This is a genomic window from Mesorhizobium sp. M0119 (assembly GCF_040322615.1).
GTDB lineage: Bacteria > Pseudomonadota > Alphaproteobacteria > Rhizobiales > Rhizobiaceae > Mesorhizobium.
This window is the reverse complement of the sequence record NZ_JAMYTU010000003.1, coordinates 99,097-123,612: the sequence shown is the minus strand read 5'-3', so window position 1 is coordinate 123,612 and position 24,516 is coordinate 99,097. Positions and strand designations below refer to the sequence as shown.

Sequence of the window (24,516 nt, the reverse complement as noted above, 5' to 3'; positions counted from 1 at the left end):
ATCAGCCGGCCGTCTGCAACGGGTCGCTGCCGATTTTGGACAAAAGGATCACCGCCTGGGTGCGGCTGTCGACGCCGAGCTTCTGCAGGATGGCCGAGACATGCGCTTTGATCGTCGCTTCGGAGACCCCGAGCTCATAGGCGATCTGCTTGTTGAGCAGTCCCTCGGCCAGCATGCCGAGCACACGCGTCTGCTGCGGCGTCAGCGCCCGTAGGCGCTTGATCAGGTCGGAAATCTCGGGATCGTGCTCGACGCCGAGATCGACCCCGGCGGGTGCCGCGATATCACCTGCGAGCACCGACTGGACCGCATTGCGGATCTCCTCCATGCTGGCCGATTTGGAGATGAAGCCGGAGGCGCCGAGATCGAGCGCGCGCCGGATCGTCACCGGATCGTCATGCGCCGAGACCACCATCATCGGCACCGCCGGATGGATGCCGCGCAACGAAATCAGGCCGGAAAGACCGCTTGCCCCCGGCATCGACAGGTCGAGCAGCACCAGATCGACATCCTCATTGGCCAGGACCAGCGCCTTGGCGCTTTCGAAATCGCCGGCCTCGTGAATGGCGGCATCTCCGATGCCCGCGAGTGCCTCCCTCAATGCACCGCGAAAAAGCGGATGATCGTCGGCAATGACGAATGTGTAGCCCAACAGTGATGTCCCTCCCCGAATCCCGTTGGCGATTTTCCGCCTTGCAGGATCTGAACGATCATAACGCTACGCCTGCTGTTCGGCGTGGCCGGCTTGCTATTCCCGCCCCAGGTCTTTTTGCGAATTGCCTAGGTCTTTTGCGAATTGGGCTTGGCGCCGTCTTCGTCCTTGTCCATGTCCTTGACGATATCCATAAAGCTGCGCAGGAAGCGCTCCATATAGCCCATCGTCTTGTTGAAATCCTCCTCGCTGGGCAAAGTCGATTCGAAACGCGCGGCAAGCGAATTTTCGAGTTTGGCGACGCGTTCATCGAGCGCCTTCACCGAATTTTTCAGCCGGTCGACCTCATCCTGGAAGGCGGCACGTTCGTCGGCCGCCGTCTTGCAGACGAGCTGACCGGAGCGCTCCTCGCAGAGCGACATGGCGCCGGTTTGCGTATCCATGCGCACATAGCCATTGGCCGATTTTTCCAACCGGTAGCGATCGGCTTCCTCGGAAAAGGCCGAGGCCGCGACAAGCGACACCAGTGCCGCGGGGATCAAGACGTGTTTCAGACGCATGTTTTCCTCCATGAGCCAGTTGGCTCAATGTATCACATGTTTGCGCCTGAAATGGGGAAGAGTTCGGAGCCTCCGAAACCCGCTTGCCCCTTCCCCGCATGATCTGTTCGGACTATAGCGCAACGATGTCCGAGATCATCTACAAGATAGTTCCCGAGGCGCTGTGGCGCGAGGCTGAAAGAGAAGGCCGCTTCACCGGCGCGCCGATCGACGTCGCCGACGGCTTCATCCATTTTTCCACCGCCGGGCAGGTTCGGGAAACGGCAGCCAAGCATTTCGCCGACCGGAGCGGGTTGCTGCTGGTCGCCGTCGACGGCGCGCGTCTCGGCGATGCGCTGAAATATGAGGTCTCGCGCGGCGGCGCCTTGTTCCCGCATCTCTATGGCGCGCTCGGCCTCGATGCGGTCGTTTCGGTGCAGGCATTGCCGCTCGGCGCCGACGGCCGGCATGAATTCCCGGCGCTGGAGGCCGAATGAGCGCGTTCGACCGGATCGGCCAGAAACTGCTGTTCACGCTCGATCCGGAAACCGCGCATGGGCTGTCGATCGCCGCGCTGAGATGCGGGCTGCCGGTCGCCGGTCGTTCGCCGCAGGACAACAGGCTAAAGGTCAGCCTTTGCGGGCTCGATTTCCCGAACCCGCTCGGCATGGCCGCGGGTTACGACAAGAATGCCGAAGTGCCGGACGCGCTGCTCGGCCTCGGCTTCGGCTTCGCCGAGGTCGGCACAATCACGCCGCTGCCGCAGACGGGCAATCCGAAGCCGCGCATCTTCCGGCTGCCTTCGGACGGGGCAGTGATCAACCGGCTGGGCTTCAACAATGAAGGCCACGCCGCCGCGAAACAGCGCCTTGCCGCCCGTAAGGGCCGCGCCGGCATCGTCGGGATCAACATCGGGGCCAACAAGGACAGCGCCGACCGCGTCAGTGATTATGAGCGCGGCGTGATCCGGTTCGCGCGATACGCCAGCTATCTGACAATCAATATCTCCTCGCCGAACACGCCAGGCCTGCGCAACATGCAGGCGCGCGAACAGCTTGGCGAACTCCTGTCGCGGGTCATGGCTGCGCGTGCGGCGGCACCGGCAAAACCGCCCGTCTTCCTCAAGATCGCGCCGGACCTGGTCGAGGCCGAGCTGGAGGATATCGCCGCCGAGGTCACTGAGAAGCAAATAGACGGCGTCATCGTCTCCAACACCACGATCGCGCGAGCCGGCCTGAGCAGCGCCGGCCTTGCCGGCGAGGCCGGCGGGCTTTCGGGGAAACCCTTGTTCGAACGCTCGACGATCGTGCTGGCTAAGATGCGAAAACTGCTTGGGCCGGATCGCGCCATCATCGGCGTCGGCGGCGTGGATTCCGCCGAGACGGCACTGGAAAAGATCCGTGCCGGCGCCGACCTCGTGCAGCTCTATACCGGCATGATCTATGCCGGGCCTGCGCTGCCGGGACGCATTCTTTGCGGCATGGCCCGTTTCATGGACAGTCATGGGCTGAAGTCGCTGCGCGAGCTTCGCGACAGCCGCCTCGATCAATGGGCAGCGAAACCGCTTTAGCGATCAGCCAAAGGCCGTGCGCACCCGCAGCCGCAATATGGCGAGCAGGCTGAAGCCGCGGACAAGCAGGAACACATGCAACGCCGCCCATAGGCCGTGATTGCCGAAGGCCGGCGCCAGGATCAGCAGCGCGGCGCTGAACGCCAGGAACGACACCAGCATCATGTTGCGCATGTCGCGCGACCACGTCGCGCCGATGAAAAACCCCGTCCATCTCGAAAGCCAGCGCGCCGCTGAGCGCGGTGAACGCCGCCCAGGGCAAGTAGATGTCGGCAATGGCGCGGACGTCCGTCGAGGTCGTGATCAGGGCGACGAGATCGGTGCCCTCCAGCAGGAGGAAGAGCGTCGCCGTGCCCGCCAGCCCGAGCCCCCAAAGCAGCGTCAGCCGCACCGCCCGGTCGAACGCCGTGGCGGCACGAGCACCGATGGCGCGCCCGGCGAGCTGTTCAGCGGCGGTGGCGAAACCATCGAGGAAATAGCCGGCAATCAGGAAGAGGTTCATCAGCACGGCGTTGGCGGCCAGGGTCAGCGTGCCGAATTGCGCCCCTTGGCGCGTGAACAGCGCGAAGGCGGCGAGCAGCGAAAAGGAGCGGATCATGATATCGCGATTGAGCGACATCATGCGCAGGAATGCCGGCAGATCGAGGACGCGGTGGCGCGGCAACCTGGGCGCCGCCCAAAAGCGCCGGCCGACAATGGCGAGACCAAGCAGCATGGCGACGAATTCGCCGGTGACCGTTGCCCAGGCAACGCCGGCAACGCCCCAGCCGAGCTCCAGGCCAAGCAGGAAGCAGAGGGCGATGTTGATGCCGTTCAGTATCAATTGCAGCATCAGCCCGAGCCCGCCTTCGCCGCGCCCCAGCACGTAACCGAGGATGGCGTAATTGATCAGCGAGAACGGTGCTGCGAGCATCCTGATGTGGATATATACGTCCATCGCCGCGCTGACGCGCGGCTCGGCGCCGATGAACCATTGCCCGGCGGTGGAGACCAGCGGCGCAAGTGCGGCAAGCACAATGCCGGCGACGACCGCGATCAGCACGGCGCGCCAGAACACCGCCTGCTCCTCCAGCGCATCGCCGCGCCCGAAGGCCTGGGCGACCAAGCCGGTGGTGCCGGAGCGCAGGAAGTTGAAGGTGGTGAAGACGACATCGAAGATCAGGGCACCGGCCGCCAGGCCGCCGAGAAGGGCGGCGTCGCCGAACTGTCCGACCACCGCCGTGTCGACAATTCCGAGCAACGGCGTCGTCAGATAGGCAAGCGTCATCGGCACGGCGATGGCGAGCACCGAGCGGTTGGTGACGATGAAGGCCCTGGCTTCGGTGGCGTGGGCTTCGGTGGGTAAAGCCTGCTCCAAACGCGTGTTGCTTCCTGTTGCCGCTTGATCGGCTAGCCGATGTGCCCCAGTTTGCGGACCTCGCGCAACCATCCACCCCGTTATGGTCAACCGAAACCCGCCTCTGGCGCACCGGCCGTCCCATGCCCTTGCAGATCGTTCATCATCCCGACTACGACGCCGGCTTCGCCGTCAACCACCGCTTCCCGATGAGCAAATATCCGCTGCTGATGGACGCCTTGCGGGCACGCGGCCTGGCGCGGCCCGAAGCGCTCAACATGCCAGCGGCGGCGCGGCCATCATGGCTGAAGCTTGCCCACGCGGCCGACTATGTCGATCAGGTGCTTGCCTGCGAAGTGCCGGTGGGGATCGAGCGCGAGATCGGCTTTCCCGTTGGACCGCGGGTTTCGCTGAGGGCGCAGCTCGCAACGGCCGGCACGGTGCTGGCGGCGCGGCTGGCTTTGCTGAACGGAATCGCCTGCAACACCGCCGGCGGTAGCCATCATGCGCGGCGCGCGCAAGGCGCCGGCTTCTGCACCTTCAACGATGTGGCCGTGGCTGCGCTGGTGCTGCTCGCCGAAGCTGCTGTCCAAAACATCCTGGTGGTCGATCTCGACGTCCATCAGGGCGACGGCACGGCGGATATCCTGAACGACGAGCCGCGCGTGTTTACCTTCTCCATGCATGGCGACCGCAACTACCCCGCGCGCAAGATCGCCTCCGATCTCGATGTCGCCCTGCCCGACGGCGCCGGCGATGCAGCCTATCTGGAGCGGCTGGACGCCACCCTGCCGGAGCTGTCGGCGCGAAGGCGCTGGGACCTCGTCTTCTACAATGCTGGGGTCGACGTCCATGCCGAGGACCGGCTCGGCAGGTTGTCGCTCACGGACGACGGGCTGCGCGCCCGCGACGATATGGTGATCCGCCATTTCCTCACGCTTGGCATACCGGTGTGCGGCGTTATCGGCGGAGGCTATTCAACGGATGTCGCAGCACTCGCCGCACGGCACGCCATCCTGTTCGAGGTGGCGGCGGGCTACGCCTGAAAATTCACTTCCGGTAGTTAGCGATCCTGAGCAGGATGAACGCCGGCACGACGATCGCGGCACCGAGTAGGATGTAGCCGAGAAAGCGGTCGATGGCGTGGAAGCCCAAATTCCACAGGTCGATGAAGAATTTGCGGATGCCGTAAAGCACGTCCATCGGCGACCAGCCGAAGGCGTTCATGACCAGGCCGACGAGGAACGACACCACGAGCAGCTTCAAGATCACCCGGAGCGGCGTATCGCCGAGAAAGCGGTTCAGTGCGGACAAGGCCTGTCTCCACAGTCGGGTGCCGCGATTCGGGCACATGCCCAGAAATACGCAGTTGACCGCCCGGCATCAAGCCGAGCCCTCAAACCGGATTGCGCATCGGCGCCGGGCCATGATATCGGAAGAACAGCGCGGGTATGATGTAATGGTAGCTTGTCAGCTTCCCAAGCTGAACGCGCGGGTTCGATTCCCGCTACCCGCTCCAGCTTTTGCCACACTGCATTAAACTTGTTTTGGCCAGGCTGAAAACCAGCGGAATTCACAGGCAATTTTTTTATAGCCCGGCTGGCCGTCTTTCATCTGTTTGGCCGATGTGCCAGTTCGTGGAATATCTCACATTGAGGGTCGGCGGGGCCTCGAATGACCCCTACCGGAATGTCTACCCTTGGCCCGCTGGCTTCTGCTGGCGGGCTTTTTTGAGCATTACGCAGTAGTGGTCGACGCGCACCGGCGCCGCTCAGGCGGGCCTGTCTGGTCGTCTGGCCGGCCACGGGATGCGCCCCGCTACCCGCTCCAACCCTCAGCCCACCTCTCGCAGAATAAAATCGTGCAGCATCTTGGCTGCCGGCGACAGCGCGCGGTTCTTTACCGTGATCAGGCTGTAGGGCCTGACCTCGATGTCGAATTCGGTCTGGACAACATCGATGGCGCCGGCCAGGCCTTCCGGGTTCTGGATGAACTTCGCGACCTGGATCGACACCGGTGCGATGGCGTCGGATTGCGCGACCATGACCAGAGTCAATAGCAGCGAGCTGGTGTTGAGGATGCGGTCCGGCAGCGCGATGTTTCGGTTCAGGAAGTTGCTCTCCATCGCCTGGCGCAGCGGCGAGCCGCCCGACTGGAAAACCCAGTCATAGGCGGCCGTGTCTTCCAGCCGCACTGCCTTGCCCTTGGTCAGCGGGTGGCCGCGGCGCACGATCAGGCAGGCCTTCTCGACGCCGATGACTCGCGCTTCGAACAGCCGCGGATTGAGGTCGTCGGGGATGCGGGCGATGATGAAATCGTGGCGCGAGGCGATCAGCTCGCGCGCAAGCACGTTCGAGGTCTCGACCTGCATGGTGATTTCGATGCGCGGATAGAGACGCCGGATCTCGCGGATCGCCGGCACCGCCAGCTCGATCGCCGGTGCTGTCACCGCGCCCAGGAACACCGAGCCGCCCTTGCCCGCCTTGAGCTCGAAAATCTCGCGGTCGACCTCGCGCATCTCGAGCAGGATCGATCGCGCGCGCCGTGCCAACGCCTTGCCATAAGGCGTCAGCGTGATGCCGCGCGGCAGCCTTTCGCAGAGCTTGACGTCGAGCACGGCCTCCATCTCGGCGATCATGCGCGAGGCGGCCGGCTGCGAGATGTTCATGACCTGGGCCGCGGCACTCACCCGGCCGTGCTCGTCGAGGGCCGCGATCATGCGCATGTGACGCAGGCTCAAGCCGCTGCGCAGCAAGGTTCCGCCATCACCCGGAATCTCATCGTAACCGGCTGATATTCCGCCAGGATTTCGCAACGCCGCCATGATTTTTCCCTACTCCTACGCCCGGCGCCCCGGCTGAATCCGGCAGCGTCGTCACCAGCCTAAGCCATATCAGTCTCGATATAGCAACCATCAAAGATCGCATTTGACAGTTATGGCAAAGCGACACACCCTTCGCGCGTCCTGAGACTTGACGATCGGTGATGAGGGAAAACTCGTATCGATTGAGACCAGAGTTTCGGGGCCGATTGGGAGGATACCGGAGATCGATTGACGGCAGCGGCGCGTTTGGCGCTCCTGCACGATTGCGCGGCCCACGAAACCCAAGGGTACGCGTCCATCAACCAGGGAGAGTTAATGTGAAGATTATCAAGACACTGGCCGCTGTCGCGGCCCTAGGCATCGCGGCCATGACGCTGCCGGCGCAGGCGGGCGAAGGCCTGATCGGCGTGCTGATGCCCACCAAGACCTCGCAGCGCTGGATCAACGACGGCGACGCCGTCAAGTCCCAGCTCGAGGCTCTGGGCTACACCGTCGACCTGCAATACGCGCAGGACGACATTCCGAACCAGCTCAGCCAGCTGGAAAACGAAATCACCAAGGGCCCGAAGGCGCTGATCATCGCTTCGATCGACGGCACCACGATGGGCGATGCGCTGCAGAAGGCGAATGACGCAGGCGTCGTCGTCGTCGCTTACGACCGCCTGATCAAGAAGACGCCAAATGTCGACTACTACACCACCTTCGACAATTTCGGCGTCGGCGTCATCCAGGCCAAATCGCTGCTCAAGGGCCTCGGCTATCCCGAGAAGAAGGGTCCGTTCAACATCGAGCTGTTCGGCGGGTCTCCGGACGACAACAATGCGTTCTTCTTCTATAACGGCGCCATGTCGGTTCTTCAGCCGCTGATCGACGACAAGACCCTCGTCGTGAAGTCCGGCCAGATGGGCATGGACAAGGTCGGCACGCTGCGCTGGCTGGCGGCAACCGCCCAGGCCCGCATGGACAATCTGCTCTCCGCCAACTACTCGGACGGCAGCCGCGTCGATGGCGTGCTCTCGCCCTATGACGGCCTGTCGCGCGGCATCATCGCTTCGCTGCGCGCCGTAGGCTACGGCACTGCCGATCAGCCATGGCCGATCGTCACCGGACAGGACGCCGAGACCGCTTCGGTCAAGGCGATCATCGCCGGCGAACAGTACTCGACCGTGTTCAAGGACACCCGCGAACTCGCCAAGGCGACGGTCGAACTCGTCGACAAGGTGCTCTCGGGCGGCAAACCGGAAGGCCTCGACACCACGACCTACAACAACGACGTCAAGGTCGTTCCCTCGATCCTGTTGACGCCGCATGACGTCGACAAGTCGAACTACCAGGCCCTGGTGGTCGACTCCGGCTACATCAAGGCCGAAGAACTGAAGTAATCGCGGTTACAAAGCCTGGGGTCCTGCGCAGGCAGGGCCCCTTTTCGTTGGCGAGCCAGCCCGGTATTGTTTGCGGACCTCGCAGGAGTGGTATTCTCAATGGCATCGACGATTTTGGAGATGCGCGACATCACCAAGACGTTTCCCGGCGTCAAGGCGCTGTCGAACGTCAAGCTCATGGTCGAGGAAGGCGAGATCCATGCCGTGGTCGGCGAGAACGGCGCCGGCAAGTCGACGCTGATGAAGGTGCTGTCGGGCGTGTATCCGTCCGGCACCTATGACGGCCAGATCATCTATCGCGGCGATGAGTGCCATTTCAAAGGCATCCATGATAGCGAACGCAAGGGCATCGTCATCATCCATCAGGAGCTTGCGCTGGTGCCGATGTTGTCGATTGCCGAAAACATCTTTCTCGGCAACGAGCACGCCAGATACGGCGTCATCGACTGGAATGCCAACGAGACGCGCACCAGCGCCCTGCTCAAGAAGGTCGGCCTCAAGGAAGACCCCAACACGCTGATCACGAATATCGGCGTCGGCAAGCAGCAGCTGGTCGAGATCGCCAAGGCGCTCAGCAAGGAAGTGAAGTTGCTCATTCTCGACGAGCCGACCGCGAGCCTGTCCGAAAAGGACAGCCAGGCGCTGCTCGATCTGCTGCTCGAATTCAAGCGGCAGGGCATCACTTCGATCCTGATCTCGCACAAGCTCAACGAGGTGAACCGGGTCGCCGACAAGGTCACCATCATCCGTGACGGCCGGACCATCGAGACGCTGGCCAAGAAGGACATCTCGGAGGACCGCATCATCACCTCGATGGTCGGCCGTTCGCTCGACGACCGCTATCCGCCGCGCGAGCCGAAGATCGGCGAGACCGTTCTCGAAGTGAAAAACTGGTCGGTCTACCACCCCATCCATGCCGAGCGGCAGGTCATCAAGGGTATCAACCTCAACGCCCGCAAGGGCGAAGTAGTCGGCATTGCCGGGCTCATGGGCGCCGGCCGGACCGAGTTTGCCATGAGCCTGTTCGGCCGGTCCTATGGCCGCCGCATCACCGGCGAGGTGTTCCTTGACGGCAAGCCGATCGACGTCTCCTCGGTGAGCAAGGCGGTGGAACACGGCATCGCCTATGTTACCGAGGACCGCAAGACCTACGGTCTCAACTTGATCGACCATATCAAGCACAACATCACGCTGGCCAACCTGCCCGGCGTCTCGCGCCATGGCGTGATCGACGATTTGCGCGAGCTTTCAGTCGCCAATGACTATCGCGGCAGGACCAATATCCGCGCCTCGAGCGTCTATCAGATGACCGGCAACCTTTCTGGCGGCAATCAGCAGAAGGTGGTGCTGTCGAAATGGCTGTTCGCCAATCCGGAAGTGCTGATCCTCGACGAGCCGACACGCGGTATCGACGTCGGCGCCAAGTATGAAATCTATACGATCATTGCGCGTCTCGCCTCCGAGGGTAAGGCAATCATCGTCATCTCGTCGGAAATGCCCGAACTGCTCGGCATCACCGACCGCATTTACGTCATGAACGAAGGACGCATCGTCGGCGAAATGGCGGCAAGCGACGCCAGCCAGGAAAAGATAATGCGCGCCATCGTCCGCGGAGAAGGAAAAGCATCATGAGCACCGAAAGCGCTCCCGGGCCGCAGACCGGCGTTGCCCAGGACCTACAACAGGGACCTCGCATTGCCGTCTCGGCGCTGGTCACCAACCTGCGCGAATACGGGTTGGTGCTGGCGTTGATCGCAATCATGGTGTTCTTCCAGTTCACCACGTCCGGAACGCTGTTCAAGCCGGTGAACCTCAGCAATCTGGTTCAGCAGAACAGCTTCATCATCGTGATGGCGCTAGGCATGCTTCTGGTCATCGTTTCGGGCCATATCGATCTCAGCGTCGGCTCCGTCGCCGGCTTCATCGGCGCGCTGGCGGCGATGATGATGGTCATCTGGCCGCTTGGCCCGTTGAGCAATCCGCTGGTGGTATCGATCATCTGCCTGATCGTCGGTGGCGCGATCGGCGCGGCACAAGGCTACTGGATTGCCTATCATCGAATACCGAGCTTCATCGTCACACTGGCGGGCATGCTGATCTTCCGCGGCATCTGCCAGGCGCTGCTGGGTGGCGGGTCTTCCGTGGGGCCGCTCCCCGTCGGCTTCAAGGCGCTCAGTTCCGGCTTCATTCCGGACCTGATCGGCCCATTGACGCTGATACCGCCAACCGTCAACGCCGCCGGCAAAACCATTGTCGGCAGCGGCCTGACGCTGCACCTGACGACGATCGTGATCGGCCTCGTCGCCGTGCTCGCCTATGCCTATTTCGGACTCAAGGCACGGCGCACCCGCGAGAAGCATGGCTACGAAGCCGAGCCGTTCTCGCTGTTCGTCGTCAAGACCCTGGTGATCAGCGCGCTGGCGCTGTTTCTCGTCTACCAATTCGCCACCTACAGGGGCCTTCCCATCGTCCTCATGGTGATGGGCGTACTGATCGCGTTGTTCGTCTTCGTTACCAAACGCATGACCATCGGCCGCCGCATCTATGCGATGGGCGGCAATGCCAAGGCAGCTCAGCTATCGGGCATCAAGACCGAACGGCTGACGTTGATGGTGTTCATCAATATGGGCGTGCTGTCGGCACTCGGCGGCCTGATTATCGCTGCGCGCCTGGGGCAGGCTGTGCCGGCGGCCGGCCTCGGCAGCGAGCTCGACGTCATCGCCGCGGTGTTTATCGGTGGTGCTTCGGCGATGGGCGGCGTCGGCCAGGTCATCGGCGCGGTGGTCGGCGGTTTCATCATGGGCGTCATGAACAACGGCATGTCGATCATGGGTGTCAATGTCGACTGGCAGCAGGTGGTCAAAGGCCTGGTGCTGCTCGGCGCCGTCGTCTTCGACGTCTACAACAAGAACAAGGCTTGAGAGGCAACCAGGAGGCATACGGGTCATATCGCGGCGCTGCCGGGCGACGCGAAAAAGTCCCCCGAGGGACCTGATCCGCGAGCGCAATCCGGACGAAGAATTTCAACCGAGGCGCGGACAGGGTCCGGGCCGCGCAGGGCAGGGTTTGCCGAGAAAGGCAGGCCAGCCCGCAATTCAGAGAGGGTTACCATGCTGATCTCACAGATCCTCGACGACGCCGACACGATCCGCGTCGTTGCCCGCAACGGCGGCAAGACCCGCGTCATCAACGGCGCCCGCAGCGTCTATTCGCTGGCGATGGAGGCCGCGCGCACCGGCAGCGGGCTTGTCGCCCTGATCGAGCGCAAGGGCTTTGGCGAAACCGTCGATCTCGACGCAGCCTACAAGAAGGGGCGGCTGCTGTCGCCGATCAACCATCCCGATCCGGCGCATCTCCATCTCACCGGCACCGGGCTGACGCATCTCGGCTCCGCCGCGACCCGCGATTCCATGCATAAGAAGCTCAGCACGGACGGCGAGGAACAGCTGACCGATTCCATGAAGATGTTCCGCATGGGGCTTGAGGGCGGCAAGCCGGCGAAGGGCCAGACGGGCGTGCAGCCGGAATGGTTCTACAAGGGCAACGGCACCATGGCAGTGGCGCCCGGGGCGGCGCTTATGTCGCCGGCCTTCGCCCAGGATGCCGGCGAGGAGCCGGAAATCGCCGGTATCTATGTGATCGGCGACGACGGCGCCCCGTTCCGCGTCGGCTTCACGCTGTCGAACGAGTTTTCCGACCACGTCACCGAGCGCGTGAACTATCTCTTCCTTGCCCATTCCAAGCTGCGCAACGCTTCGTTCGGGCCGGAGATCCTGATCGGCGATCTGCCGTCCGATATCCGCGGCGCTTCACGCATCCTGCGCGACGGCAAGCTGCTTTGGGAAAAGCCGTTCCTGTCGGGCGAGGCGAACATGTCGCACACCATTGGCAATCTCGAGCATCACCACTTCAAATACTCGGCCTTCCGACAGCCGGGCGACGTGCATGTGCACATGTTCGGCACGGCGACGCTGTCCTTCGCCGACGGCATCAGGACCGAGGCCGGTGACGTATTCGAAATCGAGGCGCAGGATTTCGGCCTGCCTCTGCGCAACCCGCTCGAAATCGAGCAGCCGGTGAAGGTCGCCGTGAAGGCGCTTTGAGGCGGCATAGCCCGCAAGTAAGAGGAAGATCAGCGCGCGGCGCGGAAATGCTTGGATAGTTTCAGGCCCTGCGCCTGATAGTTCGAGCCGAGATCGGTGCCGTAGAGCGCTTGCGGCCGTTTTAGCATGTGCTCGTAGACTAGCCGTCCGACGATCTGGCCGTGGTCGAGGATGAACGGCACTTCATGGCTGCGTACCTCGAGCACCGCCCGGCTGCCGGTGCCGCCCGACGCCGAATGGCCGAAACCCGGGTCGAAGAAACCGGCATAATGGACGCGGAACTCGCCGACCAGCGGATCGAAGGGCGTCATTTCGGCGGCGTAGAGCGGCGGCACATGCACCGCCTCGCGCGACACCAGAATATAGAATTCGTCCGGATCGAGCACCAGCTCGCCGGCGCCGCTCTTGTAGAGCGGCTCCCAGAAATCGACGACATCCTGCGCGGCGCGCTTGTCGACGTCGACCAGGCCGGTGTGGTGCTTGCCGCGATAGCCGACCAGCCCATCCTTGTCGCCGTCGAGGTCGATCGACAGCGCGATGCCGCCGCCTGAGATGTTGGGCGGTTCGGTGGCGACCAGCATCTCGGCGCGATGCAGGTCGTGCAGCTCGCTTTCCGACAACAGCGCATTGCCGGTGCGGAACCTGATCTGCGACAGCCGCGAGCCGGTCCGCACCACAATCGGGAAAGTGCGCGGGCTGACCTCCAGATAGAGCGGGCCTTCATAGCCGGCGGCGATCTTGTCGAACTCGTGGCCACGGTCGGTCATCACCCGGGTAAAGATATCAAGCCGTCCGGTCGAGCTTTTCGGGTTGGCCGAAGCCGAAATATGCGCGGGCAGCGCCAGGCTTTCGAGCAGCGGCACGATGTAGACGCAGCCGGTTTCCAGCACGGCACCTTCGGCGAGGTTGACCTCGTGCAGCTTCAGCCGGTCGAGCTTATCGACAACCCTGTGGTCCGGGCCGGGCAAGAAGGAAGCACGCACCCGCCAGGCCTTGTCGCCGAGCCTGAGGTCAAGGCTGGCCGGCTGGATCTGATCGGCATCGAGCGTGCGCGGCGATTTCAGCGCGCCCGACTGGAACAGCGCGGAAATATCCTGATCGGGAAGAATGCCTGTCTGCCGCAAGGGTCTGGCTCCGTTCGAACGCCGGGCGAGGTCTTGTTCTGTCGCAGGTCCGACCGTGGACGCCTTTGGCACCTGCTTGGTACAACCCTCTTAATCATGCCGGCAATTGACGCAAGCGTGGCGCGGGTCTAAAGCTCGTTATCCCGTGGTGATTTGGCCGGTCGGCTTGCAGCCACGTTAAACAAGTCGCTAAAGGACCGTCGGGCCGCAAGGCCATATGGACCGGTTGCGACTTTCGCGACCGGTTTTTTTTGTTTGGACCAATTTTGGTGTTTGGATAGAATGATGACCAAGAAGCGCGACTGGAAGCCTCAGACCGCACTCGTGCATGCCGGGACGCTGCGTTCCGGCTTCGGCGAGACCTCCGAGGCTATGTATCTCACCCAAGGCTATGTCTACGAGACGGCGCAAGCGGCGGAAGCCCGCTTCAAGGGTGAGGAGCCGGGCTTCATCTATTCGCGCTATGCCAACCCGACCGTCGACATGTTTGAAAAACGCATGTGCGCGCTGGAAGGCGCCGAGGACGCGCGCGCCACGGCATCCGGCATGGCGGCGGTGACGGCAGCACTGCTGTGCAGCGCCAAGGCGGGCGACCATATCGTCGCGGCGCGCGCGCTGTTCGGCTCCTGCCGCTGGGTGGTCGAGACGCTGGCACCGAAATACGGCATCGAGGCAACGCTGGTGGACGGCACCGACATCGCCAATTGGGAAAAAGCGGTTAGGCCCAATACCAAACTGTTCTTCCTGGAAAGCCCGACCAATCCGACGCTGGAGGTGGTCGACATCGCCGCCGTCGCGGCACTTGCCAATTCGATCAGCGCCAGGCTGATCGTCGACAACGTCTTCGCCACGCCCTTGCAGCAGAAACCCTTGCGGCTCGGCGCTCACATCGTCGTCTATTCGGCCACGAAGCATATTGACGGCCAGGGGCGCTGTCTTGGCGGCATCGTTCTGTCGGACAAGAAGTGGATCGACGAAAACTTGCATGACTATTTCCGTCACACCGGCCCCAGCCTCTCGCCTTTCAATGCCTGGACGCTGCTGAAAGGCCTGGAGACGCTGCCGATGCGCGTACGCCAGCAGACGGAAAGTGCCGGCCGCATCGCGGATTTCCTCGCCGAGCGCCCGCAAGTCGCCCGCGTCATCTATCCCGGCCGCGCCGACCACCCGCAAGCGGCCGTGGTCAAGAAGCAGATGTCGGGCGGCTCGACGCTGATCTGCCTGGATGTGAAGGGCGGCAAGCAGGCGGCCTTTGCTTTCCAGAACGCACTCGACATCGTGCTGATTTCCAACAATCTTGGTGATGCCAAGAGCCTGATCACCCATCCAGCGACGACGACGCACAAGAACTTGACCGATGAAGCACGTGCCGAACTCGGCATCGGACCCGGAACGCTCAGGCTTTCCGTCGGCCTGGAGGACACCGACGACCTGCTCGAAGATATCGAGCAAGCGCTGAGAGCTGCCGGATAAGGGCTGGCCGAACAGAGGCGAGCGGGGACGCGCTGATCAGGCGCCGGACGGGGTCTCTTCCAGCTCCGCGACGGCCTTGGTCTGGATAGTCATCACGTTGCCGCGCCAGTCGACGGCGCCGCTCAGCCATCCGCGCGCCCAAATGGCGGGAAGCATCAGGTCTCGCGCCATCATCGCCGGGATAGTGCGCGGCGACAGGTGCCATCCCTTGGCCGAGGCCAAGACGCATTCCGGCAGGTAGGCCGCGACCAGCACGGCGATGGCGGTTGCCGGCCGGGTGCCGCCGGCGGCCGCCGCCGCGGGCCGCCCCCGCCCCCCCCGGGGGCGGCGCCGCGCGCACCTGATTGGGGGGGCAAACCACCCCCCAACGGGCCCCGGGCCCCCCCGGCGCCCAGCGCGCCTGCCGCGACCAGATCTCGCCAAGCGTGCGCCGGCCGAGCGGCTGTTCGAAGGGCGAAGCGACAAGATTGACCCGCAGTCCGAGCCGGTTGACCAGCTTGGTCGCGGCGGCGTCCTCGGCGATCTCGGCAGCAAGCGCGCGGATACCGCCATTGGCATCGAGCATCGGCTTGTTCCACAACATGCTCTTGCCCTGCGCGAAGCCGAGGCCGAGCGCCTCTCCAGCGTACTGCCAGCGTGCCTGCAGCGTGTTGAGAAAGGCGCATTCGACCTCCCCCCAAAACCCGTCCGGCCGCGAGCCGATCGGCGTCGAGCAGACGAGGCCGGTATCGGGCCGCCATGCCGCCATCAGCTGCTGGACATAATCGCTCGGCATAAGCACGTTGGAATCGGCAAGGATGACCCAGCGATAATGGGCCGCCTCCCAACCCTTCACGCAATTGTTGAGTTTCGGATTGCTGCTGATGCCGTCGTCACCGACAAGCAGTCGGGCCCGTATTGCCGGAAAACGCGTCATTGCGGCGGTGATCGGCTTGACTACCGAATCGTCCGCATGGGCGACGCAGAAGATGAGTTCGTAGCGCGGCCAGTCGAGGGAGAAGGCGCGCTCTAGAGTCTCTTCGGCAAACGGCTCGACGCCGCGCGCCGGGACGACGATCGATACCGGCGGCGCGTTGGCCGCGGGCGGTGCAATCCTGGCTGGTCGCTTCAGCTTCAGCGAAGCTAACAGGATGCTGGCGAGATTTGAAAGAAGGAGGGCTATGGAAAGGAGGGCGGCTGCGAATGTCGGTTCCATCGAGATCTGGTCACTCCAGAAATGCCGGCCGCATTACGGCCGTTTTCAACAATTCGACAAAACGCTGAGTCGCCCGGCACAAGCCTGCACACCATCATTGTCATGTGTCACTCAAATGACATTGTTTTTCGGCACCTGCGCTTGAGATCGGGCAAGAAGATGCCGCGCATCGTTGACCAAACTGCGCTGAGCATCGAAAGTTCCATCTACATTGCTTTGGAGCAGTTTATGTACAGCGCCGTCACCCGCAACATCGAAGTGCAGGTCAGGCCGTTCTATCTGGAGGATCACTCCGACCCGCCGCAAAACCGCTATGTCTGGGGCTATCAGGTGACCATCGACAATCAGTCGGATGAGTTCGTGCAGCTTCTGTCACGCTACTGGCACATTACCGACGGCACCGGCAAGGTCGAGGAAGTGCGCGGCCCCGGGGTCGTCGGCGAGCAACCTGGACTCAACCCCGGCGACAGCTATCAGTATACGTCTGGATGCCCGCTCTCGACCCCGTCCGGCATCATGGTCGGGCACTACATAATGCGCAACAAACGGGGTGAGACCTTCGACGTCGCTATCCCTGCCTTCTCGCTCGATTTGCCAGGCACGCGGCGCACCGTCAATTGAGGGCCATCATTCAGCCGCTGCAAACTCCGCCGGATCGAAGTCATATTGCTTCGAGCAGAATTCGCAGGCGACGTGAATGCTGCCATCCTCGGTGCTGTCCCTGATCTCCTCGGCGGAAAAGCCTTCGAGGATGCCGCGGATCTTCTCCCTCGAGCATGAGCACTGGTCGGCGACCGGCACCCCGCCGAAGACGCGGACGCCATGCTCGTGGAAAAGCCGGTAAAGCAGCCGTTCGGCGCCGATCGTCGGATCGATCAGCTCGGTCGGTTCAATGGTACCAAGCAGCGCCAGCAGCTCCTGCCAGGAATTGTCGGTCGGGTCGTGGATTTCCTCACGCGGATCGCCGTCGCCACCGGGAAGGTCGGGTACGCGCATGCGCTCCGCCGACTGCGGCAGGAATTGTGCCAGCAAGCCACCGGCCCGCCATTGCTCGCGGGCACCGCCGACGCCGGGCGTCAGAAGCTTGGCAACCGAAAGCCGGAGGTCGGTTGGAATCTGCTCCGACTGGCGGAAATAGGTGCGTGCGGCATCTTCCAGTGTGACGCCGTCGAGCTGGACGATGCCTTGGTAGCGTTGCGTGTGAGCGCCCTGGTCGATGGTCAGCGCCAGGACGCCGCTGCCGAGCAGCGTCTGCGGTGACGTCTCGCCGGCAGCCGTCAAAGCCTGCAGCCGGTCGGCATCGAAGCGGGCATAAGCGCGCAGCGCGCGCGGCGTGGAGAAATCCGCGACCAGCATGTCGACCGGCCCGTCGGTGCGGGTCTGCAAAATGAACTTGCCCTCGAACTTCAGCGAAGTTCCGAGCAATACCGTCAGCACACAGGCTTCGGCCAGGAGCCGGGCGACCGGCTCGGGATAGTCGTGGCGGCTGAGAATAGCGTCGAGCATCGACCCGAGCTGGACGGTGCGGCCGCGCACGTCGAGCGGGCCGACCTCGAACGGCACGACATGGTCGTCGCCGGCGTAGCCGAATTCGCCGAGCTTGGGTTTATGTTCAGCCAATTGATGAGTTTCCAACATGACAAAGCTCCGGGGCGCGGCGATGCCGCCCTCCGGGGCGCATGCGACGAGACGCGCTCGATTTGCGTGATGCGCCTGAGATAGGCACCACCCACTTCTGGATCAAGGCGGCCCGGATCAAGGCGGCGCAGATCAAGGCGGCGCGGATCAGGCCGGCCCGGATCACCGCGGTCCGTATCAAGCGCCCAGGCACCAGGCCAAGACCGCCTTCTGGGCATGGAGCCGGTTCTCGGCCTCATCGAACACCACCGAATGCGGTCCGTCGATCACCTCGTCGGTAACCTCCTCACCGCGATGCGCCGGCAGACAGTGCATGAACAGCGCGTCCGGCTTGGCTTTCGCCATCAGTGCCGCATTGACCTGATAGGGCAAGAAGACATTGTGGCCGCGGGCACGGTGCTCCTGGCCCATCGACACCCAGCAGTCGGTGACGATGCAGTCGGCCTCGTGAACGGCCTCCTCGGGCGAACGGGTGAATTTCAGCTTGCCGCCATTGGCTTTCGACCAGTCGACATGCTTCTGAGCCGGTTCGCTGCCCTCGGGCACGGCGACGTTCAGCTTGAAGCGGAACCGCGCAGAAGCCTCCAGCAGCGAATGCAGCACGTTGTTGCCGTCGCCAGTCCAGGCGATCGTCTTGCCGGCCACCGGACCGCGATGCTCTTCGAAGGTCATGATGTCGGCCATCAGCTGGCAGGGATGGGTCTCGTCGGTCAGCCCGTTGATGACGGGGACCGTAGCGTTTTCCGTCAGTTCCAGCAGCCGGTCATGCGAGGTGGTGCGGATCATGATGGCATCGACATAGCGCGACAGCACCTTGGCCGTGTCGGCAATGGTCTCCGAGCGGCCAAGCTGCATCTCGGTGCCGGTCAGCATGATCGTCTCGCCACCCAATTGCCGCATACCGACATCGAACGACACGCGCGTGCGCGTCGACGGCTTGTCGAAGATCATGGCCAGCACCTTGCCTTCGAGCGGCTTGCTGCGTTCGCCGGCCTTGAGTCTTGCCTTTCGCACAGCTGCGTCGTCGAGCATGAAGCGCAGATCGCCTTCGGAAACGGCGGAAAGATCGGTGAAATGGCGAAGGGACATCAGGAATTCCAGGATTACTTCGCGGCGGCAGCGACGATGGCATCCGCCAGGCTCTTGGCGCCGGCACGAATGCGCTCGAGCGCCTCGTGGATCTCGGCATCGGTGACGGTGAGAGGCGGCAGCAGGCGGATAACATTGTCGCCGGCCGGAACCGTCAAGAGATGCTGGTCGCGCAGTGCCACCGTGACCTTGGTGTTGGGCATCGCGCATTTAAGCCCGAGCATCAGGCCGGTGCCCCTGATGCTTTCGATAACATCCGGAAATTCGTCGGCGACACCGGCAAGCCCCTGCTTCAACAGCAGCGCCTTGCGCCGGACGTCCTCGAGAAAGCCCTCTTCCAGCACCACGTCGAGCACGGCGTTGCCGACCGCCATCGCCAGCGGATTGCCACCGAAAGTGGTGCCGTGCACGCCGGCGGTCATGCCGACCGCTGCCTCGTCGGTGGCGAGGCAGGCACCCATCGGGAAGCCGCCGCCGATGCCCTTGGCCACCGCCATGAGGTCGGGTGTGATACCCGCCCACTCATGCGCGAACAGCTTTCCGGTGCGGCCGACGCCGCATTGGACCTCGTCGAAAATCAGGAGCAGCCCGTGCTGGTCGCAGAGCTGTCTGAGGCGCTTCAGCGATTGCGTCGGCACTTGCCTGATGCCGCCCTCGCCCTGCACCGGCTCGATCAGGATCGCCGCGGTCTCAGGCGTGATCGCCTTTTCGGCGGCATCCATATCGTCGAAACCGACCTGGTCGAAGCCGTCGACCTTGGGGCCGAAACCTTCCAGGTATTTGTACTGGCCGCCGGCGGCGATGGTGGCCAGGGTGCGGCCGTGGAAAGCGCCTTCGAAGGTGATTGTGCGGTAGCGCTCGGGATGGCCCTTGACGAAGTGGTAGCGCCGCGCCGTCTTGATGGCGCATTCGAGCGCCTCTGCGCCGGAATTGGTGAAGAACACCTTGTCGGCGAAGCTGGCGTCGGCCAGCCGCTCGCCGAGCCGGCTCTGTCCCGGAATCTCGTACAGATTGGAGACATGCCAGAGCTTGGCGGCCTGCTCGGTGAGGGCCGCGACCAGATGCGGATGGCTGTAGCCCAATGAATTCACGGCGATCCCGCCGGCGAAATCGAGATATCGCTCGCCCTTATCAGTGACCAGCCAGGTGCCTTCACCGTGGTCGAAAGCCAGGGGTGCGCGAACAAAGGTCTCGAAAAGCGCCGAACCGCTCATTATATGCGTCTCCGGAACCGGAAAAATCAAAAAGCCGCCAAAGCGGCGGCCCTTGTGGCTTATCGTGTTTTTCGGCCGTGAAGTCAACGAAAAGGTCGCGCAAGGACGTGCGGCAAGCCCTCCAGCACAACGCCGGCTCATAAGCGACCGGGCAAGTTGGGGAAAACCGAAAAAACCGATTCGTGTTGGCCTTGGGACTCTTGTCACCGAGTCAGCGCATAAGGTAATTGTAGTAGAGAAATAACTAGATTTCGTGCGGCGGACCTAATCACCCGATATATGTGGTGTCTGCCCGGCAGAAGCCGGGTCGGGAATGGATTCCGATTGCCGCACGTTTCAGCAGGAGCGCGGTCTCATGAACTGGACTGACGAGCGAGTCGAACTTCTCAAAAAATTGTGGTCGGAGGGCCTCAGCGCCAGCCAGATCGCCGCACAGCTTGGCGGGGTCAGCCGCAATGCGGTCATCGGCAAAGTGCACCGGCTGAAACTGTCCGGTCGCGGACGCACGACCGCCTCACCGGCACGCCAGAAGAAGACGGTACAGGGATCGACGATCCAGAAATCGGTGTCGCGGGCAGCAAGCGCCACGCGCCATGCCACCACGTCGATGTCGATCGGTGCGACCGCGCTCAAGGCGCAGTTCGATGCCGAACCGGTGGCGCGCCACTATATCCGCCCGGTCGAGAACGTCGTCGTGCCGATCTCGCGGCATCTGCAACTCGTCGAGCTGAACGAGCGCACCTGCAAATGGCCGAATGGCGATCCGCTTTCGGAAGACTTCCATTTCTGCGGCAACGACGCCGCCGAAACCGGGCCCTACTGCAAGTACCATGCCCGCGTGGCGTTTCAGCCGGCATCCGAGCGGCGGCGGAGCAGATAGTTAAGGGAATAGGGAAGTAAGGGAGTAAGGGAGTAGGTAAGGATTAGGGCTTTGCGAGTGCACCCTTGGCAACTTACTACATACTGCCCTACTCCCTTACTGCCCTACTCTCTTACTCCCCTCTCTTCAAAGCCACCCATTCTTGCGAAACCGCCAGTAGAGAAACGTGCAGATCAGGGCAATTGCCGCCAGGACGGCCGGGTAGCCATACTCCATCCTCAGTTCCGGCATGTCGCTGAAATTCATGCCGTAAATGCCGGCGAATGCCGTCGGCACGGCCAAGATGGCAGCCCATGAGGCAAGCTTCTTGGAGATCGCCGTCTCCTGGCTTTGACCGACCAGAAGGCTCGCCTCGAAGGCGAAGGCGAGAACCTCACGCAGGCTGTCGATCTTTTCCTGGACAGTGCGGATGTGGTCGGTGACGTCGCGAAACAGCGGGTGCATGGCTGTGTGGATTTGCGGCAGATCGGCGCTGGTGAGCCGCCGGCAGACCTCCACCAGCGGCAGGGCCGCATTACGCAGGCGCAAGAGATCGCGGCGCAGCATATAAAGCCGTTCGATATCGGAGCCGGTCATCGGTTTCAGCAGAACCTTGTCCTCGATCGCCTCGACCTCGTTTTCGATCTGCTCGAGCACCGGCATGTAGTTGTCGACGATGAAATCGAGAATGGCGTAGAGGACGAAATCCTCGCCCTTGGCAAGGGAATGCGGGCAGCTTTCCCAATGCTGGCGAACGGCGGCGTAGGAGGTCGACGGGCCATGCCTGACGCTGACGATGTAGCCGGCGCCGACGAACAGATGCGTCTCGCCGAAAGTGACACGGCTGTCGATCAGCTGCGCCGTGCGGGCAACGATGAACAGGGCATCACCATATTGCTCGATCTTCGGTCGCTGGTGCGGATGCTCGGCGTCCTCGATCGCCAGCTCATGCAGATGGAATTGCGCCTGGACGCGCAGCAACAAATTGCGGTCGGGCTCCAGCAGTCCGATCCAGACTACGTGGCCTGGCTTCCCGGCCCATTCACCGGCTTCCTCGATCGGAATGTCGGCGATGCGCCGCCCAGCCGTATAGACACCGCAGGCGATTATGCCTGACATCGGCGGCGCAGGAGCAAACTCGCGGACGTATTCCATCGCAGCCTCCTGAAGGCGGGGCCTTCGTCGCGGAACTGAGAAGTCGGCGCGTCGAAAGCTTAGCGCAATTGTCTCTCAGGTGGCGAATCCGAAATTCGCATCATTGCTGAGAGAACTCACTTCGCTGGTTGCGTTGCGGGAAGAATAATCTTGTCCGTCTTGTCGCCCTTCGGACGATCGGCCGGCATCTGATCGCCGGTGACGATATAGTAGATCGTCTCGGCGATGTTGGTGGCGTGGTCGCCGATGCGCTCGATGTTCTTGGCGCAAAACAGGAGATGTGTGCAGGGCGTGATGTTGCGTGGGTCTTCCATCATGTAGGTCAGCAACTCGCGAAACAGCGAGGTGTACATGGCATCGATCTGGTCGTCGCGGTCGCGTACGAAACCGATTTTTTCCACCGACCGCGATGCGTAGACGTCGAGTACTTCCTTGAGCTGGGTCAGTGCCAGATTGGCCAAAGCCTCGAGGCCGCGGAACAGGCTGTTCGGCTGGCGCCCGTCTGCGACGGCAACCACCCGCTTGGCGACGTTCTTGCCGAGGTCGCCTACCCGTTCGAGGTCCGCCGAGATGCGGATCGCGCCTACGATCTCGCGCAGATCCGTCGCCATCGGCTGGCGCTTGGCGATGATGATGATCGCCTTGTCGTCGATCTCGCGTTGCCCCTCATCCAGAACCAGGTCGTCTCGAATGACTTTCTGGGCAAGTCCCGGATCCGCATTGACCAGCGCCGCGACTGCCTGCTCGACCATGCGCTCGGCATGCCCGCCCATCGCCGCGATGCGCTTCGACAGATATTTCAGCTCCTCGTCATAGGCGCTGACGATATGCACGGACTGCATGGACGAAATGCCTTCCCGGGATTTTCTGGTTGAGTCGTTCCCTCGAATCCCCGCTGATACGCTAGCCGGATGACAGAAAAAAGAAACGGCCCATTATGTGCTAGAGATAGTACCGCGTCAGCGAGCCGGCAAATGGACCGTGAACGCAGCGCCCTTGCCGACCTCCGACCTGATGGAGAGCCTGGCGTTGTGGCGCGTCAGGATATGCTTGACGATGGACAGGCCAAGGCCGGTGCCCTTTTGGGTCCGGCTGTTCTCGACGTCGACGCGGTAGAACCGCTCGGTGATGCGCGGGATGTGTTCTTCGGGGATGCCGGGGCCGAAATCCCTGATGGTGACGTCGATGCCCGGTTCGGGATCGCTATCGCTGCGCATGATCGACACCACGACGCGTCCGCCCGACTGACCGTATTTGCAGGCGTTTTCCAGCAGATTTTCGAAGACCTGGAAAAGCTCGTCCCGATCGCCGGGCACGTCGAGCGGCCCTTCTGCGAAATCACGCTCGATGACGACGCCGTTTTCCTTTGCGAGCGGCCCAAGCGAATCGATGACGCTGTCGATGGCCTGGCGCAGGTCGACCTCGGTTCCCGGCTTGAGATAGGGTTTCATCTCCAGGCGCGACAGCGACAGAAGGTCGTCGATGAGGCGCGCCATGCGGCTGGTCTGGTTCTGCATGATCTGCAGGAACTGCTCGCGCGCCGCGGGATCGTTGCGGGCCGGCCCGCGCAGCGTCTCGATGAAGCCGGCGATCGAGGCGAGAGGCGTGCGCAGCTCGTGGCTGGCATTGGCAATGAAATCGGCGCGCATTCTGTCGATCCGGCGCGCCTCACTCTGGTCCTTGAACACCAGCACGTAGAGATCCGTGGCATGGCCGACAGAAGACGCGCTCACCCGGTAGGCTCGTTCGACCGGCAGCTTTTCTATGTAGTCGACGCTGTCCGAAGCGACGTTGCCCGCCAAGATACTATCCAGCAAGGCCTGCATTTCCGGCGCGCGGAATTTCAGCGACAGCGACATGCCGGGGGCAATTCCGCCAAAGGCGGCAAAGGCGGCGGCGTTGGCGTGGACGATGGCGGCGGAGCGATCGAAAATGATCAGCGGATCGGCAACCGCCGCCGCGAGATATTCGCCGGAAAGCCGTTGCAGACCGCTCGCCTCGATGGCCGCGGCATTTTCGGTCGATTGACGCGCGACGCCGGCCGGCAGCATCGCAGCGGCAACCAGCACGACGCCTGCCAGGAGCACCACATAGCCGGACATGCCGGCAAAACCATACACCATCAGCACCGCAACGAAGCCGGCCGCCAGCAGCCAGCGGCTGTTCCACAGCCGCATGGCGACGGCTTGCGCCCTGCCTTTCCGCTCTGTGCCGATGTCGGCCATTTGCGCTCCGTCTGCGGCCATTTCAAGAACTTCCTGCTGGACCGGCGCTAGAGCACAGTGCGTCCAATTGGACGCACAAAGGACGCTCTACCACTTTATATGCTGCATCGTTCTTTCCGAAAATCGATTCCGATTTTC

Annotated in this window: 21 protein-coding genes, 1 tRNA gene, 2 pseudogenes and 1 riboswitch; of the genes and pseudogenes, 11 read left to right on the top strand and 13 right to left on the bottom strand. The window is 62.8% G+C overall.

What is annotated here, in order from left to right:
- Window position 1: 1 nt before the first annotated feature.
- Both NKJ40_RS04245 and NKJ40_RS04240 read right to left on the bottom strand, forming a co-directional pair.
- Window positions 2-652: a response regulator transcription factor gene (locus NKJ40_RS04245; protein WP_352464903.1), complete on the bottom strand. Its 651-nt coding sequence runs from the start codon at window positions 650-652 to the stop codon at window positions 2-4.
- A gap of 128 nt (window positions 653-780) precedes the next feature.
- A complete protein-coding gene (locus NKJ40_RS04240; protein WP_352464902.1) occupies window positions 781-1,212 on the bottom strand; it encodes a hypothetical protein in 432 nt (143 codons plus the stop codon).
- A 125-nt stretch (window positions 1,213-1,337) separates the two neighbouring features.
- Between NKJ40_RS04240 and NKJ40_RS04235 the strand changes: the two genes are divergently transcribed.
- The gene (locus NKJ40_RS04235) at window positions 1,338-1,688 is read left to right on the top strand and encodes a DUF952 domain-containing protein (RefSeq protein ID WP_352464901.1); all 351 of its coding nucleotides are present in this window, start codon (window positions 1,338-1,340) and stop codon (window positions 1,686-1,688) included.
- Window positions 1,685-2,761, top strand: a complete 1,077-nt coding sequence (locus tag NKJ40_RS04230) for a quinone-dependent dihydroorotate dehydrogenase (RefSeq protein ID WP_352464900.1) — start codon at window positions 1,685-1,687, stop codon at window positions 2,759-2,761. The genes NKJ40_RS04235 and NKJ40_RS04230 overlap by 4 nt, the downstream gene beginning before the upstream one ends.
- Window positions 2,762-2,764: 3 nt before the next feature.
- On the opposite strand, the pseudogene NKJ40_RS04225 reads toward NKJ40_RS04230, so the two are convergent.
- Window positions 2,765-4,028, bottom strand: a pseudogene (locus NKJ40_RS04225) (MATE family efflux transporter).
- Window positions 4,029-4,240: 212 nt separating this feature from the next.
- Between NKJ40_RS04225 and NKJ40_RS04220 the strand changes: the two are divergent.
- Window positions 4,241-5,143 (top strand): histone deacetylase family protein, encoded by a 903-nt coding sequence (locus tag NKJ40_RS04220; protein WP_352464899.1) that lies wholly within the window; start codon window positions 4,241-4,243, stop codon window positions 5,141-5,143.
- 4 nt (window positions 5,144-5,147) lie between these two features.
- Here the strand turns inward: NKJ40_RS04220 and NKJ40_RS04215 are convergent, their stop codons facing one another.
- The gene (locus NKJ40_RS04215) at window positions 5,148-5,450 is read right to left on the bottom strand and encodes a DUF6460 domain-containing protein (RefSeq protein WP_198030500.1); all 303 of its coding nucleotides are present in this window, start codon (window positions 5,448-5,450) and stop codon (window positions 5,148-5,150) included.
- A 92-nt stretch (window positions 5,451-5,542) separates the two neighbouring features.
- Between NKJ40_RS04215 and NKJ40_RS04210 the strand changes: the two genes are divergently transcribed.
- Window positions 5,543-5,616 (top strand) — tRNA-Gly (locus NKJ40_RS04210).
- A gap of 315 nt (window positions 5,617-5,931) precedes the next feature.
- Here the strand turns inward: NKJ40_RS04210 and NKJ40_RS04205 are convergent.
- A complete protein-coding gene (locus tag NKJ40_RS04205; RefSeq protein ID WP_352464898.1) occupies window positions 5,932-6,921 on the bottom strand; it encodes a LysR family transcriptional regulator in 990 nt (329 codons plus the stop codon).
- A 317-nt stretch (window positions 6,922-7,238) separates the two neighbouring features.
- Here NKJ40_RS04205 and chvE point away from each other — a divergent pair, with 317 nt between their 5' ends.
- From chvE to araD1, 4 genes are all read left to right on the top strand, one after another.
- Window positions 7,239-8,303 (top strand): multiple monosaccharide ABC transporter substrate-binding protein, encoded by a 1,065-nt coding sequence (gene chvE / locus NKJ40_RS04200; RefSeq protein WP_254816339.1) that lies wholly within the window; start codon window positions 7,239-7,241, stop codon window positions 8,301-8,303.
- 99 nt (window positions 8,304-8,402) lie between these two features.
- A complete protein-coding gene (mmsA, locus tag NKJ40_RS04195; RefSeq protein ID WP_352464897.1) occupies window positions 8,403-9,935 on the top strand; it encodes a multiple monosaccharide ABC transporter ATP-binding protein in 1,533 nt (510 codons plus the stop codon).
- Entirely contained in the window at window positions 9,932-11,224 is a 1,293-nt protein-coding gene (gene mmsB, locus NKJ40_RS04190; RefSeq protein WP_352464896.1) for a multiple monosaccharide ABC transporter permease, read from the top strand. The genes mmsA and mmsB overlap by 4 nt, the downstream gene beginning before the upstream one ends.
- A 189-nt stretch (window positions 11,225-11,413) precedes the next feature.
- Window positions 11,414-12,406 carry an AraD1 family protein gene (gene araD1, locus NKJ40_RS04185; protein ID WP_352464895.1) on the top strand — a complete coding sequence of 331 codons (993 nt, stop codon included), beginning with the start codon at window positions 11,414-11,416 and terminating at the stop codon, window positions 12,404-12,406.
- A gap of 29 nt (window positions 12,407-12,435) precedes the next feature.
- On the opposite strand, the gene NKJ40_RS04180 is transcribed toward araD1, so the two are convergent.
- The gene (locus tag NKJ40_RS04180) at window positions 12,436-13,530 is read right to left on the bottom strand and encodes a 2'-deoxycytidine 5'-triphosphate deaminase (protein ID WP_292659520.1); all 1,095 of its coding nucleotides are present in this window, start codon (window positions 13,528-13,530) and stop codon (window positions 12,436-12,438) included.
- A 135-nt stretch (window positions 13,531-13,665) separates the two neighbouring features.
- A riboswitch (SAM riboswitch) is annotated at window positions 13,666-13,743 on the top strand.
- 69 nt (window positions 13,744-13,812) lie between these two features.
- Here NKJ40_RS04180 and NKJ40_RS04175 point away from each other — a divergent pair.
- A complete protein-coding gene (locus tag NKJ40_RS04175) occupies window positions 13,813-15,003 on the top strand; it encodes an O-succinylhomoserine sulfhydrylase (protein WP_292659518.1) in 1,191 nt (396 codons plus the stop codon).
- Between the two features lie 36 nt (window positions 15,004-15,039).
- On the opposite strand, the pseudogene NKJ40_RS04170 reads toward NKJ40_RS04175, so the two are convergent.
- A pseudogene (locus tag NKJ40_RS04170) lies at window positions 15,040-16,198 on the bottom strand (glycosyltransferase).
- Between the two features lie 228 nt (window positions 16,199-16,426).
- Here NKJ40_RS04170 and apaG point away from each other — a divergent pair.
- Window positions 16,427-16,819 (top strand): Co2+/Mg2+ efflux facilitator ApaG/CorD, encoded by a 393-nt coding sequence (gene apaG, locus NKJ40_RS04165; RefSeq protein ID WP_352464894.1) that lies wholly within the window; start codon window positions 16,427-16,429, stop codon window positions 16,817-16,819.
- Window positions 16,820-16,825: 6 nt separating this feature from the next.
- Here the strand turns inward: apaG and NKJ40_RS04160 are convergent, their stop codons facing one another.
- The 3 genes from NKJ40_RS04160 to NKJ40_RS04150 form a co-directional block, all read right to left on the bottom strand.
- Complete coding sequence (locus NKJ40_RS04160) at window positions 16,826-17,836, bottom strand: Hsp33 family molecular chaperone (RefSeq protein WP_352464893.1); 1,011 nt, start codon at window positions 17,834-17,836, stop codon at window positions 16,826-16,828.
- A 177-nt stretch (window positions 17,837-18,013) separates the two neighbouring features.
- Window positions 18,014-18,925 carry an ornithine carbamoyltransferase gene (gene argF / locus NKJ40_RS04155; protein ID WP_292659512.1) on the bottom strand — a complete coding sequence of 304 codons (912 nt, stop codon included), beginning with the start codon at window positions 18,923-18,925 and terminating at the stop codon, window positions 18,014-18,016.
- A 14-nt stretch (window positions 18,926-18,939) separates the two neighbouring features.
- Window positions 18,940-20,139 (bottom strand): aspartate aminotransferase family protein, encoded by a 1,200-nt coding sequence (locus tag NKJ40_RS04150; RefSeq protein ID WP_352464892.1) that lies wholly within the window; start codon window positions 20,137-20,139, stop codon window positions 18,940-18,942.
- A gap of 355 nt (window positions 20,140-20,494) precedes the next feature.
- Between NKJ40_RS04150 and NKJ40_RS04145 the strand changes: the two genes are divergently transcribed.
- The gene (locus NKJ40_RS04145) at window positions 20,495-21,019 is read left to right on the top strand and encodes a GcrA family cell cycle regulator (RefSeq protein ID WP_352464891.1); all 525 of its coding nucleotides are present in this window, start codon (window positions 20,495-20,497) and stop codon (window positions 21,017-21,019) included.
- Window positions 21,020-21,145: 126 nt separating this feature from the next.
- Here NKJ40_RS04145 and NKJ40_RS04140 read toward each other — a convergent pair whose 3' ends face one another.
- The 3 genes from NKJ40_RS04140 to NKJ40_RS04130 form a co-directional block, all read right to left on the bottom strand.
- The gene (locus NKJ40_RS04140; protein ID WP_023677347.1) at window positions 21,146-22,153 is read right to left on the bottom strand and encodes a magnesium and cobalt transport protein CorA; all 1,008 of its coding nucleotides are present in this window, start codon (window positions 22,151-22,153) and stop codon (window positions 21,146-21,148) included.
- 116 nt (window positions 22,154-22,269) lie between these two features.
- Window positions 22,270-22,995 carry a phosphate signaling complex protein PhoU gene (gene phoU, locus NKJ40_RS04135; protein WP_023677346.1) on the bottom strand — a complete coding sequence of 242 codons (726 nt, stop codon included), beginning with the start codon at window positions 22,993-22,995 and terminating at the stop codon, window positions 22,270-22,272.
- A 117-nt stretch (window positions 22,996-23,112) separates the two neighbouring features.
- Window positions 23,113-24,378 (bottom strand): sensor histidine kinase, encoded by a 1,266-nt coding sequence (locus tag NKJ40_RS04130; protein WP_352465092.1) that lies wholly within the window; start codon window positions 24,376-24,378, stop codon window positions 23,113-23,115.
- Window positions 24,379-24,516: the final 138 nt, after the last annotated feature.

Coding starts and splice junctions, on each gene's coding strand:
- NKJ40_RS04205 (WP_352464898.1), bottom strand. CDS start 6,921: ATGGCGGCGTTGCGAAATCCTGGCGGAATATCAGCCGGTTACGATGAG.
- phoU (WP_023677346.1), bottom strand. CDS start 22,995: ATGCAGTCCGTGCATATCGTCAGCGCCTATGACGAGGAGCTGAAATAT.
- NKJ40_RS04140 (WP_023677347.1), bottom strand. CDS start 22,153: ATGGAATACGTCCGCGAGTTTGCTCCTGCGCCGCCGATGTCAGGCATA.
- NKJ40_RS04175 (WP_292659518.1), top strand. CDS start 13,813: ATGATGACCAAGAAGCGCGACTGGAAGCCTCAGACCGCACTCGTGCAT.
- NKJ40_RS04160 (WP_352464893.1), bottom strand. CDS start 17,836: ATGTTGGAAACTCATCAATTGGCTGAACATAAACCCAAGCTCGGCGAA.
- NKJ40_RS04145 (WP_352464891.1), top strand. CDS start 20,495: ATGAACTGGACTGACGAGCGAGTCGAACTTCTCAAAAAATTGTGGTCG.
- apaG (WP_352464894.1), top strand. CDS start 16,427: ATGTACAGCGCCGTCACCCGCAACATCGAAGTGCAGGTCAGGCCGTTC.
- NKJ40_RS04240 (WP_352464902.1), bottom strand. CDS start 1,212: ATGCGTCTGAAACACGTCTTGATCCCCGCGGCACTGGTGTCGCTTGTC.
- NKJ40_RS04130 (WP_352465092.1), bottom strand. CDS start 24,378: ATGGCCGACATCGGCACAGAGCGGAAAGGCAGGGCGCAAGCCGTCGCC.
- NKJ40_RS04215 (WP_198030500.1), bottom strand. CDS start 5,450: ATGTGCCCGAATCGCGGCACCCGACTGTGGAGACAGGCCTTGTCCGCA.
- araD1 (WP_352464895.1), top strand. CDS start 11,414: ATGCTGATCTCACAGATCCTCGACGACGCCGACACGATCCGCGTCGTT.
- mmsB (WP_352464896.1), top strand. CDS start 9,932: ATGAGCACCGAAAGCGCTCCCGGGCCGCAGACCGGCGTTGCCCAGGAC.
- NKJ40_RS04230 (WP_352464900.1), top strand. CDS start 1,685: ATGAGCGCGTTCGACCGGATCGGCCAGAAACTGCTGTTCACGCTCGAT.
- NKJ40_RS04150 (WP_352464892.1), bottom strand. CDS start 20,139: ATGAGCGGTTCGGCGCTTTTCGAGACCTTTGTTCGCGCACCCCTGGCT.
- mmsA (WP_352464897.1), top strand. CDS start 8,403: ATGGCATCGACGATTTTGGAGATGCGCGACATCACCAAGACGTTTCCC.
- NKJ40_RS04220 (WP_352464899.1), top strand. CDS start 4,241: ATGCCCTTGCAGATCGTTCATCATCCCGACTACGACGCCGGCTTCGCC.
- NKJ40_RS04235 (WP_352464901.1), top strand. CDS start 1,338: ATGTCCGAGATCATCTACAAGATAGTTCCCGAGGCGCTGTGGCGCGAG.
- argF (WP_292659512.1), bottom strand. CDS start 18,925: ATGTCCCTTCGCCATTTCACCGATCTTTCCGCCGTTTCCGAAGGCGAT.